Below are 16,069 nucleotides of genomic sequence, written 5' to 3'. Positions count from 1 at the left end.
GCCGGACCTCGTATCGTGAGAGCAAAGGTGGAGACTCATATGCAGACGCCGGACGGCCTCTACGTCTTCCTCGGCCCCACCCTGCCCCGCCCCGACGCGGCCCGGCTTCTGGACGCCACCTATCTGCCGCCGGTCGCCCAGGGCGACGTCATCCGGCTGTGCGAGCGCAAGCCGCGGGCGATCGGCATCGTCGACGGCTACTTCGAGAACATCCCCTCCGTCTGGCACAAGGAAATCCTGCACGCCATCCACCAGGGGGTGGCGGTGTTCGGGGCGTCCAGCATGGGCGCCCTGCGCGCCGCGGAGCTGCACCCCTTCGGCATGATCGGCGTCGGCGCGGTCTTCGAAGCCTTCCGCGACGGGCGGCTGGAGGACGACGACGAGGTGGCGGTGATCCACGGCCCGGCGGAACTCGGCTATCCCGGCCTGTCCGAGGCCATGGTGAACATCCGCCGCACCCTGGCCGACGCCGCGCAGGAGGGCGTCGTCCCCGCCGCCACGGCGCGGCGGCTCGAGGCGATCGCCAAGGCCCTGCCCTATCGCGAGCGCGGCTATGGCCGGCTGCTCCGCCTGGCCGCCGCCGAGGGGCTGCCGGACGAGGAACTCGCCGATCTCCGCCATTGGCTGCCCAACGGACGGTGCGACCAGAAGCGGGAGGACGCGCTGGAGCTGCTCCAGACCATGCGCCGCTGGGCCGCCCGCGGCGCGCCCGCGCCCGAGGCGCGGTTCCATTTCGAGCACACCGCCCTGTGGGACCGCGCTCTGCGGGACGGGGCGCGTGCCCCGGCGGGGAATCCGCTGGACTGATCGTCCACCGGGTGCCATCAACGGTCCAACGGAACTCAACCGGGACCGCGAGCGCCATGGCCTTACTGAAGGACGTCGCCGGCATCCTGCGGCGCAACCACATGTTGGGCGTTCTCGACGACGCCCGGATGCGGGAGCTGGTCGCGCTGGGCCGGGTGTCACGGTTCACCGAGAACCAGACCGTTTTCAGCAAGGGCGATCCCGGCGATTGCCTGTACGCGATCATGAAGGGGCAGATCGCCGTCTCGACCTCGTCCGAAGACGGCAAGACGATGCTGCTCAACATCCTGAACCCCGGCGACGTGCTGGGGGAAATCGCGCTGATCGACGGCAAGGACCGCACCGCCGGTGCCACCGCGCTGCGCCCGGCGGAACTGTTCCGCATCGACCGCCCGGAATTCATCTCCTTCCTGGAACGGCACCCCTCGCTGTGCATCCGCATGATGGGCGTGCTGTGCGAACGGCTGCGCTGGGTGTCGGAAAACATCGAGGATGCGGTTTTCCACGACGTGCCGCGCCGGCTGGCCCGGCGTATCCTTCTGCTGGCGGACACCTATGGGCAGAAGACGCCCGCCGGACTGCGCATCAACCAGCCGGTGTCCCAGGAAGCCCTGGCGTCGATGCTGGGTGTCACGCGCGAGATGGTGAATAAAAGCCTGCGTGCATTGCGCAACGCCGGTGCGATTACCTATAACAAAGGTTTTATCGTCATCACCAATCTATACATGCTCAAGGACATGGCGGGAGAGTCGGGTGACGTGCCGTAAGGCCAGCCAGCACATCCGCTGAGTTTTATCGTCGCAAATTTTTTCAATCACGCTATATTGATTGCACGACAGGATACACGGCTGACAGTCAAGGAATACAGGGCTATGTCGGGTCAGGAGTCACAGGCGTCCAACGCGCCATCGCCGCTGAACGCCATCCCGCTGGTGGCACGCACCGTCAAGCTGTTCGGGCATCCGACGCCGCTTCGGCTGGAGCCGTCCTATTGGGAAGCGCTGGACGACATCTGCCTCCGGGAAGACCTGACCGTCGATGAACTGTGCAGCGACCTCAAGGACCGCTTGGATTCGCAGTCCCGCCGGTCGCGCGGCAACGCCGTGTCGCTGGCCAACGCGGTCCGCGTGTTCATTGTCGGCTATTACCGCAAGGCGGCGACCGAGAAAGGTCACGACCGCGCCGGCCATGGCCGCGGCGACCCCTTCGTCAGCACACCCTTCGACCTGCCTCCGGCCCAGCCCGCCAAGGAAGGCTGATTTCCTGGCGGTGTTTGCGCCGAACAGCCCATGCTGCGAAGACAGGACGGTGGCCGCCGCTTTCCTGTGAGCAATTGCCGCGTCGGCTTGGAAGGCACAACGTCCGGCTTGCACCGCGACGGGATTTGGTGTGTTGATCGGTCCTGCGGCATCGCGCGGTCGGCTGACCGTGCCATGCGTGGGCCGCACCCCCGTCCACCGCGGAGCCGACCGTTCATGAGCGGGACCCAGCCGTCCGCGATCCGACCAACGTTTGCCCGTTGGCTCCGGGACCGCTCCGTCCTGTCCGGTTTGGCCGCCCTGCTGATGCTCATGGCGGTTCTGGCCATCCTGGTCCGCCACAATTACCTGCTGTTCCATCTCTGCGTGGAGATGTTCGCCGTCGCCATCTCCATGACGATCTTCACGATCGCCTGGAACACGCGCGACACCAACCAGTCGCCTTTCCTTTCCTTCGTCGGCCTGTCCATGCCCGGCATCGCGCTGCTGGACCTGCTCCACGCCATCGCCTTTCCCGGCATGAACGTCATCGGCGAGGCCAGTGCCAACCAATCCACCCAGCTCTGGATCGCCGCCCGCGGCCTTCAGGCGGCGGTTTTCCTGGCCGCGCCGCTGCTGACCGAGACGCGGCTGCGCGCGGGCGATGTGCTGCTGATCCAGGTGGCCGCGGTGGCCTGCGCCTTCCTGTCGATCTTCACCTTCGGCATCATGCCGGACGCCTTCGTTCCGGGCGTCGGGCTGTCCCCGTTCAAGATCTGGGCCGAGTACACCTTCAGCATCGCGGCGGTCGTCGCCTGTCTGTTGCTGTGCGGCAAGCGCCGGCAGTTCGAACCCAGGGTGTTCGGCCTGACCTTCGCCGGAATCGCCCTGCTGGCCCCGCAGGAATTGATCTTCACGCTCTACAACCACCCCCATGGGGCGATCAACGCCCTGGGGCACTTCATCAAGATCCTGTCCTTCTACCTGCTGTACCGGGCGATCATCGTCACCGCCCTGCGAAACCCCTACGACCTCGCCTTCTATCGGATGCGCCGCAGCGAAGAGGCCCTGCGCGACCATCTGAGCGGGCTGGAGTCGCTCATCGCCACCCGCACCGCCGAACTGCGCGAGAGCGAGGCGCGCTGGCGCGCGCTTCTGGAATGCTCCAACGACTGGTTCTGGGAAACCGACGAGCGCGGGCGCTTCACCGCCCTGTCGCCGCGGGCCCAGGAATCCACCGGACGCGGCGGGGCGGAGCTTCTGGGATTCACCCACGCCGATCTCCTGGACCGCAACCGTCCCGCGGAGGATTATCCCGTCCTGATCGAGGCCCTGCACCGGCGGGAACCCTTCCGCCGCCTGTCCTTCCCGCTGGCCTCGCCGGGGGGAGCCGCGCGCTGGGTGATGGTCAGCGGCACGCCGCGCTATGACGGCAACGGCACCTTTCTCGGCTACCGCGGCACGACCAGCGACATCAGCGCGCGGCGGCAATCGGCGGAGGCGGCGCGGCAAAAGCAGACCATGGCGGCGCTCGGCAGCCTCGTCGGCGGCCTTGCCCACGAGATCAACAACCTGCTGCAACCGGTCATCAGCCTGTCCGATCTGGCGCGCGGCCGCGCCGGGGAGGATCGCAAGCTGCAGACCTACCTGAACGCCATCCATGACAGCGGCGTGAAGGCCCGCACGATCATGCGCGACGTCCTCCAGTTCGCCCGTGTCGAGGTGGCCGAATCGCCGCCGGGCAATCTCGAGGACGCCGTGCATTCCGCCCTGGAACTCGCCGCCCCCTCGATGCCGGGAACCATCACGACGCACACCCGGCTCTCATCCGGCCTGGACACCGTGACCATCACCGCGACCGAGTTGACCCAGGTGCTCCTGAACCTGATCCAGAACGCCCGCGATGCCATGCCACAGGGCGGCACCCTGACGATCGGCGCCCGTTCCCTGACCGTGAACGCGCAGGACACGTCCCTCACCCAGCTCGGCGAAGGCCAGTATGTTCGGCTGACCGTGAGCGATACCGGGACCGGAATGGACGAGGCGACGCGGCAGCGCGTGTTCGACCCCTTCTTCACCACCAAGCCGGTCGGGAAGGGGACAGGACTTGGGCTTTCAGTGGTGTATGGTATTGTAAGGAACGGGGGCGGGGATATTCTGGTCGAAAGCACCCCCGGACGCGGAACGTCCTTCATCATCGACCTGCCCACCGCCCCACCCGGCGGACCGGGCCAAACGACACATGGGATGATGGTTCATGGCGAAGGTGCTGGTCGTTGAGGATTCGGCCGCCGTGCGGCTGGCGGTCACCGAAGTGATCGAACAGGCGGGCCATGAGGTCGTGGAGGCGGAAAACGGACGTGTCGCCATCTCTCTGCTGGACGGCGGCGCGGTCTTCGACCTGATCGTCACCGACGTGCTGATGCCCGAGGCCGACGGGGTCGAGGTCATCAAGGCCGCACGCACCCGCAACCCCGGCGCTCAAGTGCTCGCCATGTCGGGCGGAGCGCCGAACCTGCCCGCCGGCTATGCCTTGAAGATGGCCGAGATGTTCGCGGCGGACGCCGTGCTCTACAAACCCTTCCTCAACGAGGAGCTGCGCAAGGCGGTGGCCCGCCTGCTGTCCGCGACGGGCGAGTCCACCGCGGACTGACCGGGGGCCGGCACCGTACCGATGTGTCCTTCGATACACACTGTGTCCGGGATGCTCCACGGCGGCCATTGGTTCCCTTGACCAAAGTTATCCACAAAAAAGTGCATAAGATGGTGGATAAGGCTGTTGAACCCTCGGTTCCGCCTGCCCGCCGCGAGGGTGCCGGAAAGCGCCATTGAAACGACACCGATTCGGGGCCTCCCACCCCGAACGGCCAGGACCGGCGCACCCCATGCGCCATTCCCTACCCCTAAGATGGTCTGGTCGGTTCGACACCCCCTCGCCACTATGAATCCATGCTTTGCGAAGGTGGAAAGGACGGCGGATGGCCCATTATCTCGTGACCGGCGGCTGCGGCTTCATCGGTTCGCATCTGGCCGACCGGCTGATCGGCGACGGGCATCGGGTCACCATCCTGGACGACATGAGCACCGGCCGTCTGGAGAACAAGCCGCTGCTGGCCAAGCTGGTGGTCGGCGACGTCGCCGATCCCGACGCGGTCCATCAGGCGATTCAGGGGGTGGACGGCGTGTTCCATCTGGCCGCCGTCGCCTCCGTCCAGCGCTCGCGCGAATTGTGGGCGGAAACCCACCGCACCAACCTGTCGGGCACCGTCACCGTCTTCGAGGCGGCGCGCAGCGCCCGCAACGGCACGCCGGTGCCGGTGGTCTACGCCTCCTCCGCCGCGGTCTACGGCGACAACACGGCCACCCCGCTGCGCGAGGACGCGGCGACGCGGCCGCTGTCCGCCTACGGCGTGGACAAGCTGGGCTGCGAACTGCACGCCAACGTCGCCTGGGCCATCCACGGGGTGCCGACGACGGGCTTCCGTTTCTTCAACGTCTACGGGCCGCGGCAGGACCCGTCCTCGCCCTATTCCGGGGTGATCTCGATCTTCGCCCGCCGCGTGGCGCAGGGCGAGGACGTGACGATCTTCGGCGACGGCGAGCAGGTCCGCGATTTCGTGTTCGTCGGCGATGTCGTGCGCTTTCTCGTAAAAGCGATGGAGCGCCGTCCGCAGGGCGCCGAGGTCTTCAACCTGTGCACCGGCCGCCCGACCTCTCTGCTGATGCTGCTGGAGGTGTTGCAGGAGCTGTGCGCCAGCCGGGTGCGCCGCCTGCACCAGCCGGCGCGGGCGGGCGACATCCGCGTGTCCATCGGCGACCCGGCGCGGCTGCGCGCCACCTTTGGCGAGGGCTGCCGCTTCGGCCTGCTGCAAGGTTTGAGCGCCACCCTGACCGGGGAGATGCCGCGGTAGCGCGGCTCTCCCCCTCCCCTACACGTCCCGGCTTTCCAGCCGGGGCAGCCCGACCACCTTCAGGCGGCTCTCGCTGAGTTCGCCCACCTGATCGAGGATGGGCAGGGCGACCGCGGCGACGTGGGCGTTGATGCGCTTCAGGTCGCGCAGGATGTCGAGCACCAGGGCGCTGGTCTCGATGCTGGCGGCGTCGCCGCGGCGCACGCGGTCGAGATGGCGGGCGGTGGCGGTGCGCTCCAGCGCCCGCACCGCGTCCTTGCCGGCAATGAGCTGCCGGGCCAGCCGCCGGTCCTCGCCGATCAGGATGCCCAGCGCCGTGCGCAGATTCTCCACCGTGCGGCGGTGCAGTTCCTCGACCTCCCGGAAATCCTCCGGCGCGAAATGCAGGTGGTGGCGGATGCGCTTGGCGGCGAGTTCCATCAGGCTCTTATCGATGATGTCGCCGATGTGTTCCAGGTTGATGGCGAAGGCCATCAGGTCGTCGACCCGACGGGTCTCCTCGGCGTCGAGGTGGCGGCGGCCCAGCTTGGCGAGATAGAGCTTGAGGGCGGTGTGCAGCCGGTCCACCCGGTCGTCGGCGCGGCTGACCTCGGCGATCGGGCGCTCGTCGTTCTGGCGCAGGGCGGTCAGGCTGCGGCACAGCATGTCCTCCACCAGATCGCCCAGCCGCAGCGTCTCGCGCACCGCACCGGCGATGGCGACGGAGGGCGTCTCCAGCGCCGATTCATCGAGATGCCGGGGAGTCGCCGCATCCTCCCCCGCGTCCTGCGGCTGGGGCAGCAGCCCTTCGGTCAACCGGGCGAGCGGCGTGACCAGCGGCAGGAAGAGCAGCGCCAATGCCGCGTTGAAGGCGACATGCGCGGTGACCACCGCCGTCAGCGGGGCCATCCCGGCCAGGAGCGCCGCCGCCATCGGCACCAGCGGCAGGGCGAGAAGCGACCCGGTCACCCGGACCAGCAGATTGCCCAGCGGCACCCGCCGCGCCATCGCTCCGTCCGCCGAGGTCGCCAGCACCGCCGGGATGGCGCCGCCCAGATTGGCGCCCAGGACCAGCGCCACCGCCGTCTCCGTCCCGATCACCCCGGCACCGGCCAGAGACCCCGCCAGCATCACCGTGGCGAGGCTGGAATGCACCGCCGCGGTCAGCGCCGCCGCGACGATCAGGGCGAACAGTGGCTCGCCGCCCAGCGCCTCCAGCATCGCCTGGACCAGCGCCGACTCCCGGACCGGCAGGGTGGCCGCGCCGAGCAGCTTCAGGGCGAGCAGCATCAGCCCGATGCCGACCAGGATGCGGGCCAGCGCCCGCCGCCCGCGATGCTCGCCGCCCAGCGCGTGCAGCGCCCCGCCGAGCAGGAGCAGACTGGGCGACAGCCAGTGCAGGTCGATGGCGAGCAACCGGGCAACGAGACTGGTCCCGACATCGGCGCCCAGCATCACCGCCAGCGCCATGGGTGTGGTCATGAAGCCCTGCCCGGCCATCGAGGCGGTCATCAGGGCGGTCGCCGTGCTGCTCTGCACCGCGATGGTGGCGGCGACGCCGGCCAGGAAGGCGGCCAGCCGGTTGCGCGTGCCGTAGCCGACCCAGCGGCGGACCGCCGCCCCACCCCACCGGAACACGCCCGTCCGCACCAACCGCAGCGCCCACAGCAGCAGCGCCACGGCGCCGAGGATGTCGATCAGGACCAGTGTGGGCGAGACGGCGATGTTCGAGATGGTGGGCCTCCCGGCGTGTGGGCCTCAACAACAGGACGATGGAGAGTGGGGCGTCATGAAAACGTAACAATCGCAGGGCGCAACCTGATCCCCCGCGAAAGGCGTATCCCTTTTGCCAGGATACGCCCATTACCCCCTTGTCACCAGCCGGATGCCCAGCGCCACCGGCAGGATGCCCAGCAGGTCCCAGGGCTGGACCGTTTCGCCCAGCAGCGCCCAGCCGAACAGCATGCCCAGCGGCGGCATCAGGAAGTGATAGGCGCTGGCCTCCGTGGCGCTCGTCCGCTGCAGCAGGCGGAACCACAGCAGATAGCCGCCGATCGACACCACCAGCGCCTGATAGATCAGCGACCCGGCGAAGCCGGCGGTCAGACGGATCGACCCGGCCTCCTCCAGCAGCAGCCCGAGGGGCAGCAGCGCCAAGCCCGCCGCCAGCACCTGCACCCCGGTGCCGGCGAGCAGCCCGGTCCGCGGCGCCAGCCGCTTGAACAGCAGCGTCCCCGCCGACAGCGCCACCAGCGCGCCGACCGCGAGCGCGATGCCCAGCGGCGCGTCCGTCCCGCTGCCCAGTCGCCCGCGCACCACCAGCGCCACCACGGCCACCCCCAGCGCCAGCCCCACCGCCTTGCGCCGAGTCATCGCCTCGCCCAGCAGCAGGGCGGCCAGGGCCGCGGTCAGCACCGGGTTGGCGCTGACGATCAGCGCGGTCAGGCCGGACGACACGTGGGTCATGCCGCTGTAGCTCAGCCCCAGATAGAGCGCGTGGTTGAGCAGGCCGAGCAGCGCCAGCAGGCCGAGCGTCCGCCCGGCCATCCCCCGATACTCGCCCCGCCACGCCGCGATGGCGGCGAGCAGAGCCCCGGCGATCAGGAAACGGAAGGCCAGCAGCAGCAGCGGCGGGCAGTCGGCCAAACCGATCTTCCCCGCGGCGAAGGCCGAACTCCAGGCGAGGCAGAAGGGCACGACCAGCGCGAGCGGCGCCGCCCGCGGGTCGGTCCGGGGTAAAGCGTGTGTGGCGGCGTGGGTCATGGCCGGTCCTCTCCCATGCGGAATTCTGTGCGTTGGAGAGAGGATGACGCGGAGCCTTTTCATTTGGAAATTGGATGATATCATCCATTGCATTCGAAATTTGAATGGTTGGTCCGATGCGCGAGATGGATCTGGGGCTGCTGCGCACCTTCGTCTCGGTGGTGGACGCCGGCGGCTTCACGCGGGCCGGCGAGCGGGTGCACAAGACGCAATCGACGGTCAGCCAGCAGATCCGCCGGCTGGAGGAGCAGGTCGGCCTGCCGCTCCTCGACCGCAACAGCCGCGCCGTCGCGCTGACCGACGACGGGGAACGGCTGCTCGGCTACGCCCGCCGGCTGCTGGCGCTGAACGACGAGGCGAACGCCGTCCTGTCCGGGCGCCCGGCGGCGGAGGTGGTGCGGCTGGGCGTGCCGGAGGATTACGCGGTGGAGCGGCTGCCCCGCCTGCTCGCCGATTTCGCGCGGGCGAATCGGCGGCTGCGGCTGGACGTGCGCTGCGACCTGTCGGTGCGGCTGCGCGCCGATGTGGAGTGCGGCGACCTCGACATCGCCCTGGTCAAGCAGGAGCCCGGCCACCCCGGTGCGCGGCGCGCGTGGCGGGAGCCGCTCTGCTGGGTCGGCCCGGCGGCGGAGGAGCTGCACCGCGAGGACCCGCTGCCGCTGGTGCTGTTCCCGCAGGGCTGCGTCTACCGCAACCGCGCGGTGCATGAGCTGGAGCGCGCCGGACGGCGCTGGCGGGTCGCCTATTCCAGCCCCAACCACGCCGGGGTGCGCGCCGCAGTGTCCGGCGGGCTGGGCGTCAGCGTGCTTCCCCACAGCGCCCTGCCGCCCGGGGCGCGCTTCCTCGGCGTGGCGGACGGCCTGCCGGCGCTGCCGGAGACGGAGCTGGCGCTGCTGATCGGCGGCGCGGCGCGGCGCGCAGGGGTGGAGATGGTCACCGCGTTGCTGACGGAGAGTCTTCCCGAACCGGTGTGGGCGTGAGGGGCACGGCGGGGCGGACCAAGGGCGGGTTACCCCTTTCGCGCACCCCAAAAAGATCACGCCCCATGCGGCGGTCGGATGGATGAAGACTCCGCTCCCGGATGTTCATTCGGGTGAGACGTATCCTGGAGCCATCATGACGCACATCCGCTTCACCCCCAAATCCCTCGCCATCACGCTGCTCGCCGGTGTGGCGGCCTTGGGCGCTGGAGCGTCCCCGGCCCTCGCCGATCCGCCCGACTGGGCGCCGGCCCACGGCTGGCGCGCCAAGCAGGAGCGCCATGACCGCGACCGGCATGACCATGAGCGGTACGAGCGGCCCCGCTATTACGAGCATGGCTACATCGACGGCGGCTATGGAAACGGCCGCGTGGTCATCGTGCGCCGCCCCCCGCCGGTGGTGGTCTATGAGGAGCCGCCGGTCGTGCATTACGCCCCGGCCCCCGTCTACATCGAGGAGCCGCCGCCGGTGATCGTCCAGCAGCGCCCGCGCGTGGTCCGCGCCGCGCCTCAGGTGGTGGAGTGCGGGCCGCTCGACGGCGACCTGATCGGCGTGCTCGGCGGGGCGGCTGTCGGCGGGCTGGTCGGCTCGCAGTTCGGGCGCGGCGACGGCAAGCTGGCGGCCACCGCCGCCGGCACGCTGGGCGGCGCCATGCTGGGCGGCGCGATGACGCGCGGCGGCGGCTGCTAAGCCCACAGAGCGGTCAGCCCGAGAGGGTCAGCCGACGCCCCAGCCGCCGGTGTCCGGGAAGGGGACCGGCGGCGCCGGGGCCGCGGTGACCGCGGACGGTGCCGTCAACCCCTTGGGCAGCGGCGGCGCGTCCACCGGGGTCGGCAGCAGCCGGGCGGCCTTCGCCCACCAGCGCGGCCGCGCCGCCTGGATCGACCGGGCCGCGGCGGCGGCATGCTCCGCATCGGCGTAGAGGCCGAAGCAGGTCGCGCCGCTGCCCGACAGGCGGGCCAGCAGGCAGCCGTCCGTATGGTCCAGCGCCGCCAGCACCTCGGCGATCACCGGAGCGACGGTCAGCGCCGGCTCGGTCAGGTCGTTGCGCCGCTCTTTCAGCAGCGCGGCCAGCGCCGCGGCGTCGGCGGGCGCCTCGGTGAAGCGGGCCGGGGCGGAGAAGGCCCCCCGGCGCGCCTTGAACACGGCGGGGGTCGGCACCGGCACGCCGGGGTTGACCAGCACCGAGTAGGTCTCGGGCAGGGCCGGCGCCTCCTCCAGCACCTCCCCCACGCCGCCGAAATAGCAGCTCCGCCCGGCGACGCAGACCGGCACGTCGGCGCCCAGCGACGCCGCGACCTCGTAGAGGCGCTGGTCGGCCACCGGCACGCCCCACAGCCGGGCCAGGGCGCGCAGCGTCGCGGCGGCATCCGCCGAGCCTCCGCCGATCCCCGAGGCCACGGGCAGCACCTTCTCCAGCGCGATCATCGCGTCGGCCTCGTGTCCCAGCGCGGCGGCCAGCGCGTAAGCGGCACGGATGACGAGGTTCTGTGCCGGGTTCTCGCCCATCAGCGCCGGGCCGAAGGGGCCGGAGATGGCCAGCCGCGGCCCGACCGGCGGCAGGTCGACCCCGCGCAGCGCGATCCGCGCCACACCCGGCTGCACCGTCACCCGGTCCGCCACCTCGGCGAAGGCGACGAGGCTGTCCAGCTCGTGATAGCCGTCGTCCCGGCGGCCCACCACATGCAGATAGAGGTTCAGCTTGGCCGGCGCGGCTTCGGCGATGGCGCTCATGGTCGGGTCCCCGCAAACGAAAAGCCCTTCCTCCCGGCAGGGGGAAGACGGGCTTTATGCGGCATGGGTGCGGCGAGCGCCAGTCCCCGCATGACCGGGCATCGGACAAAGGGTCAGCACCGGCGCGTCATCCGCCCTTGACGCCTCGCCCCTCCGCGCCTAGCTTTCCGGCCATGACGACGCGCACGCACCACTTCAGCCGTTATTATACGCTGCTCCCATAGGGCGGCGCGTTCAGTCTTGACCACTTGAACCATGCCGCCGCTGACCGGCGGCATGTGCTTCGACAGATGATCTCCGGGACGCGGCCCTTCCCTTCCGGAGATCAGCATCATGGCGACCCCCGCCGCTTCCAGCCCCTTCCAGTCCGACTTCCTGCGCGTGCTCGACGAGCGCGGCTTCCTGCATCAGGGCAGCGATCTGTCGGGCCTCGACGCCCTGCTGCGCCGGGGGCCGGTCGGCGCCTACATCGGCTTCGACGCCACGGCGGACAGCCTGCATGTCGGGCATCTCGTCTCGATCATGGTGCTGCGCTGGTTCCAGAAGACCGGCAATCGGCCCGTCGTGCTGATCGGCGGCGGCACCACGCGCATCGGCGACCCCAGCTTCCGCGACACCAGCCGCCCCATGCTGGACGACGCGCAGATCGCCGCCAACATGGGCGGCATTGGCCGGGCCTTCACGCAATACCTGTCCTTCGGCAGCGAACAGCCGAACGGCGCGGTGATGGTCGACAACGCCGACTGGCTGGACGAGCTGCGCTACATCCCGATGCTGCGCGACATCGGGCGCCATTTCACCGTCAACCGGATGCTGAGCTTCGATTCCGTCAAGCTGCGGCTCGACCGCGAGCAGCCGCTGACCTTCCTTGAGTTCAACTACATGATCCTCCAGGCCTTCGACTTCCTGGAGCTGTCGCGCCGCCACGGCTGCCGGCTGCAGATGGGCGGGTCGGACCAGTGGGGCAACATCATCAACGGGATCGAGCTGGCCCGCCGCGTCGATGGGACGGAGCTGTTCGGCCTGACCACGCCGCTGCTGACCACCGCGTCGGGCGCCAAGATGGGCAAGACGGCGGCGGGCGCGGTGTGGCTGAACGCCGACCGGCGCAGCCCGCACGATTTCTGGCAGTTCTGGCGCAACACGGAGGACGCCGACGTCGGCCGCTTCCTGCGCCTGTTCACCGAACTGCCGCTGGACGAGATCGCCCGTCTGGAGGCGCTCCAGGGATCGGAGATCAACGAGGCCAAGAAGATCCTCGCCCATGAGGCCACATCCCTCTGCCACGGCGCGACGGCGGCGGCCGAGGCCGGGGAGACCGCCCGCCGGGTCTTCGAGGAGGCCGGGGCGGGCGATGGCCTGCCGGTGGTGGAGGCCGCCCGCGCCGACCTCGCCGCCGGCCTTCGGCTGGCCGACCTGCTGGCCGCCGCCGGGCTCGCCGAGTCCAAAGGGGCGGCAAGGCGGCTGATCCGCGACGGCGGGGCGCGGGTGAACGGCGCCCCCGTCACCGACGAGGCGGCGCTGCTGACCTTGGCCGATCTCGACGGCGAGGGGCAGGTCCGCCTGTCCGCCGGGCGCAAGCGCCACGCCCTGCTGCGGACACGTTGAGCGGAACCGGAGCCGGGGCGCCCTCAGCGGCTCCCGGCTTCGGCCACCACCTGCTTCAGGTGATGGGACGACACCGGCTTGTGCAGGATGGCGAAGCCGCTGCGCTGGGCCTCGACGATCCGTTCGGGGGCGGTGTCGCCGGTCAGGATGATGCTGGGGATCGGGAACCGGCAATGGGCGTGGATGGCGCGCAACGCCTCCGGCCCGGTCTTGCCGTGGCGCAGCCGGTAGTCGGCCAGGATGACGTCCGGCCGCCGCCCGGCCTCGTCGAGCAGGCGGATCGCCTCATCCCCCGCGGTGGCGGCGATGACCTCGTAACCCCACCCCTCCAGCATGGCGCGCAGCCCCATCAGGATGATCACCTCGTCGTCGATGATCAGGACGAGCCGGCACCCGCCGCCCTCCGTCCGTCCGACCGCCGGAACCGTCGTCACGGCGGGCCTCGGCGGTTCGGCGACGGGGACGGTGACCAGGAAGGTCGATCCGCTGCCCGGCCGCGACCGCAGGGCCACGGAGTGGCCGAGCAGAGCGCACAGCCGCCGCACGATGGCGAGGCCGAGGCCCAACCCCTTCTCGCGGTCGCGCTCCGGGTTGCCGAGCTGGGTGAACTCTTCAAAGATATCCTCCTGGCGGTCCGGCGGGATGCCGGCGCCGCTGTCGCACACGGCGATGTGGAAGCGGCGGCGCGATCGCCGCACGCCCAGCACCACCCCGCCCCGCCCGGTGTAGCGCAGCGCGTTGTCCAGCAGGTTGCGGATGATGCGCTCCAGCAGCATGGGGTCGCTGCGCGCGTGCAGCGTGGTCGGGACGACGCGCAGGGTCAGGCCGCGCCGCGCCGCCTCCGGCGCGTATTCGGCGGCGAGGCGCTCGAAAAGGGGCTGGATCGCCACGGTGGTGGTCACCGGCTCGACCACCCCGGCGTCGAGCTTGGAGATGTCCAGCAGGCCGTCGAGCAGGCGCTTCAGCGCCTCCAGCGCCTGCTGCATGGTCGTCAGCGTGCCGTGGCCCGGGGTGCCCTGAATCTGCTCGCCCAGCGCCGAGGTGAGGAAGAACAGCGACTGCACCGGCTGGCGCAGGTCGTGGCTGGCGGCGGCGAGGAAGCGCGACTTCGCCCGGTTGGCCCGCTCCGCCTGGTCCTTGGCGCGGCGCAGCGCCGATTCGGTGCGCTTGCGCTCGGTGATGTCGCGCAAAATGGCGGTGAAGAAGCGGTCGTCGCCATCGCTCCAGGCCGAGAGCGACAGCTCCAGCGGCACCGCCAGCCCGTCGCGCCGCCGCCCCTCGACCTCGCGGGCGACGCCGTCGGCCAGCCGGTCCGGGCTGAGGGGTTCCGAAATCAGGCCGCCCGGGATCAGACGGCGCACGTCCATCCCGACCGCGTCGGCCGGGCGATGGCCGAAGATGCGCTCCGCGCCGCGGTTGTAGGTATGCACCGTGCCATTGGCGTCGACCAGAAGGATCGCGTCGGCGGCGGTTTCCAGCAGGGAGCGGTGACGCTCCACGGCCCGCCGGATCGCCCGTTCGTCCTCCTTGCGGCGGGTCACGTCCTGGGCGTAGACGGCCAGCCGGTCGCCGGTGGCGAACAGGCGCAGGGCGTACCAGTCGCCACCGGCCCGTTTCTCGTCACCGGCCAGCCGGATTTCGAACTCCTCCGGCTCTCCCCGGTCCAGAGCGTCGCGGAAGCGCGCGGTGAAGGACTCGGCCACGCCCGGCGGCAGCAGGGCCACGAAGACGTGCCCCATGAGGTCCCCGCCACCGCCGAACAGGCGCGCCGCCTTCTCGTTGGCGAAGGTCACGCGGCCCTCATGGTCCAGCTCCACCACCGCGTCGGTCGAGGCGGCGAGGGTCGCGGCCATGCGGTGTTCGGCGGCGTGGGCGGCGTCGCGGGCCAGTTCCCGCGCCTGGAGTTCCTGAGCCATCGCGTCGAAGGCGCGGCCCAGGGCGCCGATCTCCGACCGGTCGCCCGGCCGCCCGATCCGGGCAGCCCGGTCCCCGGCGCTCCAGCGCCCGACCACCCGCTTCAGCCGGGCCACCGGGCGCAGCACGAACAGGCGCGCGCCGATCCAGGCCGCGGCCAGGGACAGCGCCGCCGCCAGCGCCAGCAGGAAGGCGCTCCGCTCGGCCGCGGCGGTGACCGGGCGCAGCGCTTCCGTCCGGTCCAGCCCCACCGCCAGGAACAGCTCGCGGACCTTCTGGTCGACCGGGGCGTAGGCGAGGATCCGCGGCTCGCCATCCAGGCCGGCGACCTCCGCCACGCCGTCGGACGGCGCGCGCAGCAGGGCCATCAACGGTTCGGGCAGCGGCATGCCCACCCGCTGGTCGTCGCTGCCGGGGAAGCGGCCCAGCAGCGTGCCGTTGCGGTCGGCCAGCACCAGCATGGCGTTCGCCGGCAGCGGCTTCTCCGCCAGATACTCGCGCAGCCATCCGGCGTCGAGCGCGATGGACACCACCCCCGCCATGCGGCCCGCCCCGTCGGTGTAGGGCGCCGCGAAGGGCAGCACGGGGCGCCCGTCCAGCCGCCGCACCGCGTAGTCGCCGACGACGAAGCCCTGCCCGTAGAGCGCCATGCGGATGTGCGGCAGCGCCGCCACCATCAGGCCGTTCAACCTCGAATCGCTGGCGCAGCGGACCGAGCCGTCGAGATCGGTCAGGGCGATGCCCTTCACCCGCGGCAGCCGGCCGCGCAGGCGGTTCAGGGTGGAGGAGCATTGCTGGGGGTCGATGGCGAGCCGCGGCGCCATCTCGGCCACCGTCACCAGAACGCCGCGCATGCCCTCCACGACCCGCTGCTGCTCGTCCTGGATCAGGGTCAGCAGGCGGCGGGCTTCCGCCTCGGCCTGCCGCTCCCCCGCCTCGACGGCGGCCAGGCTGTTGTGGGCCAGGATGCCGATGGCCGGCAGGCTGGCGAGGAGAACAAGCAGGACGAGACGTGTGAGAATGCTCATCGGCGGCCCGGGAACAGCACGGCGGAAGGGAACGGCACAACCCTGCACTTCCCAAGGGACGCATGGCACCCCGGGTCCGATGCACGCCGTCGTATCCGCGGCAGCG

General features: G+C 70.6%; 13 protein-coding genes. 9 read left to right on the top strand and 4 right to left on the bottom strand.

Features of this window, described 5'->3' with window-relative positions; all coding sequences use genetic code 11:
- Nucleotides 1-39 precede the first annotated feature (39 nt).
- The 6 genes from DXK32_RS12750 (at nucleotide 40) to DXK32_RS12725 (ending at nucleotide 5,956) form a co-directional block, all read left to right on the top strand.
- On the top strand, nucleotides 40-807 hold the full coding sequence (locus DXK32_RS12750) for a TfuA-like protein (RefSeq protein ID WP_114858848.1): 768 nt from the start codon (nucleotides 40-42) through the stop codon (nucleotides 805-807).
- 56 nt (nucleotides 808-863) lie between these two features.
- A complete protein-coding gene (locus DXK32_RS12745) occupies nucleotides 864-1,574 on the top strand; it encodes a Crp/Fnr family transcriptional regulator (protein WP_114858847.1) in 711 nt (236 codons plus the stop codon).
- 105 nt (nucleotides 1,575-1,679) lie between these two features.
- Entirely contained in the window at nucleotides 1,680-2,066 is a 387-nt protein-coding gene (locus tag DXK32_RS12740) for a ribbon-helix-helix domain-containing protein (protein ID WP_114858846.1), read from the top strand.
- Nucleotides 2,067-2,282: 216 nt separating this feature from the next.
- Nucleotides 2,283-4,325: an MASE3 domain-containing protein gene (locus DXK32_RS12735; protein ID WP_162801157.1), complete on the top strand. Its 2,043-nt coding sequence runs from the start codon at nucleotides 2,283-2,285 to the stop codon at nucleotides 4,323-4,325.
- The gene (locus DXK32_RS12730; RefSeq protein ID WP_114858844.1) at nucleotides 4,303-4,698 is read left to right on the top strand and encodes a response regulator; all 396 of its coding nucleotides are present in this window, start codon (nucleotides 4,303-4,305) and stop codon (nucleotides 4,696-4,698) included. Before DXK32_RS12735 ends, DXK32_RS12730 begins: the two co-directional genes overlap by 23 nt.
- A 325-nt stretch (nucleotides 4,699-5,023) precedes the next feature.
- The gene (locus DXK32_RS12725; RefSeq protein ID WP_114858843.1) at nucleotides 5,024-5,956 is read left to right on the top strand and encodes an NAD-dependent epimerase/dehydratase family protein; all 933 of its coding nucleotides are present in this window, start codon (nucleotides 5,024-5,026) and stop codon (nucleotides 5,954-5,956) included.
- Between the two features lie 18 nt (nucleotides 5,957-5,974).
- On the opposite strand, the gene DXK32_RS12720 is transcribed toward DXK32_RS12725, so the two are convergent.
- Nucleotides 5,975-7,615 (bottom strand): Na/Pi cotransporter family protein, encoded by a 1,641-nt coding sequence (locus DXK32_RS12720; protein ID WP_247877119.1) that lies wholly within the window; start codon nucleotides 7,613-7,615, stop codon nucleotides 5,975-5,977.
- Between the two features lie 183 nt (nucleotides 7,616-7,798).
- Entirely contained in the window at nucleotides 7,799-8,698 is a 900-nt protein-coding gene (locus DXK32_RS12715) for a DMT family transporter (RefSeq protein ID WP_114858841.1), read from the bottom strand.
- Nucleotides 8,699-8,802: 104 nt separating this feature from the next.
- Here DXK32_RS12715 and DXK32_RS12710 point away from each other — a divergent pair, with 104 nt between their 5' ends.
- Both DXK32_RS12710 and DXK32_RS12705 read left to right on the top strand, forming a co-directional pair.
- Nucleotides 8,803-9,678 (top strand): LysR substrate-binding domain-containing protein, encoded by an 876-nt coding sequence (locus DXK32_RS12710; protein ID WP_114858840.1) that lies wholly within the window; start codon nucleotides 8,803-8,805, stop codon nucleotides 9,676-9,678.
- 136 nt (nucleotides 9,679-9,814) lie between these two features.
- On the top strand, nucleotides 9,815-10,369 hold the full coding sequence (locus tag DXK32_RS12705; RefSeq protein WP_114858839.1) for a glycine zipper 2TM domain-containing protein: 555 nt from the start codon (nucleotides 9,815-9,817) through the stop codon (nucleotides 10,367-10,369).
- 27 nt (nucleotides 10,370-10,396) lie between these two features.
- Here the strand turns inward: DXK32_RS12705 and DXK32_RS12700 are convergent, their stop codons facing one another.
- Nucleotides 10,397-11,413 (bottom strand): 4-(cytidine 5'-diphospho)-2-C-methyl-D-erythritol kinase, encoded by a 1,017-nt coding sequence (locus DXK32_RS12700; RefSeq protein WP_114858838.1) that lies wholly within the window; start codon nucleotides 11,411-11,413, stop codon nucleotides 10,397-10,399.
- Between the two features lie 333 nt (nucleotides 11,414-11,746).
- On the opposite strand from DXK32_RS12700, the gene tyrS reads away from it, so the two are divergent.
- On the top strand, nucleotides 11,747-13,021 hold the full coding sequence (gene tyrS / locus DXK32_RS12695; RefSeq protein WP_114858837.1) for a tyrosine--tRNA ligase: 1,275 nt from the start codon (nucleotides 11,747-11,749) through the stop codon (nucleotides 13,019-13,021).
- Between the two features lie 23 nt (nucleotides 13,022-13,044).
- On the opposite strand, the gene DXK32_RS12690 is transcribed toward tyrS, so the two are convergent.
- Nucleotides 13,045-15,963 carry a PAS domain S-box protein gene (locus DXK32_RS12690; RefSeq protein ID WP_162801156.1) on the bottom strand — a complete coding sequence of 973 codons (2,919 nt, stop codon included), beginning with the start codon at nucleotides 15,961-15,963 and terminating at the stop codon, nucleotides 13,045-13,047.
- Nucleotides 15,964-16,069: the final 106 nt, after the last annotated feature.

This window comes from Azospirillum brasilense, assembly GCF_003349955.1.
Lineage (GTDB): Bacteria > Pseudomonadota > Alphaproteobacteria > Azospirillales > Azospirillaceae > Azospirillum > Azospirillum brasilense_B.
This window is presented reverse-complemented; position numbering and strand designations above follow the sequence as displayed.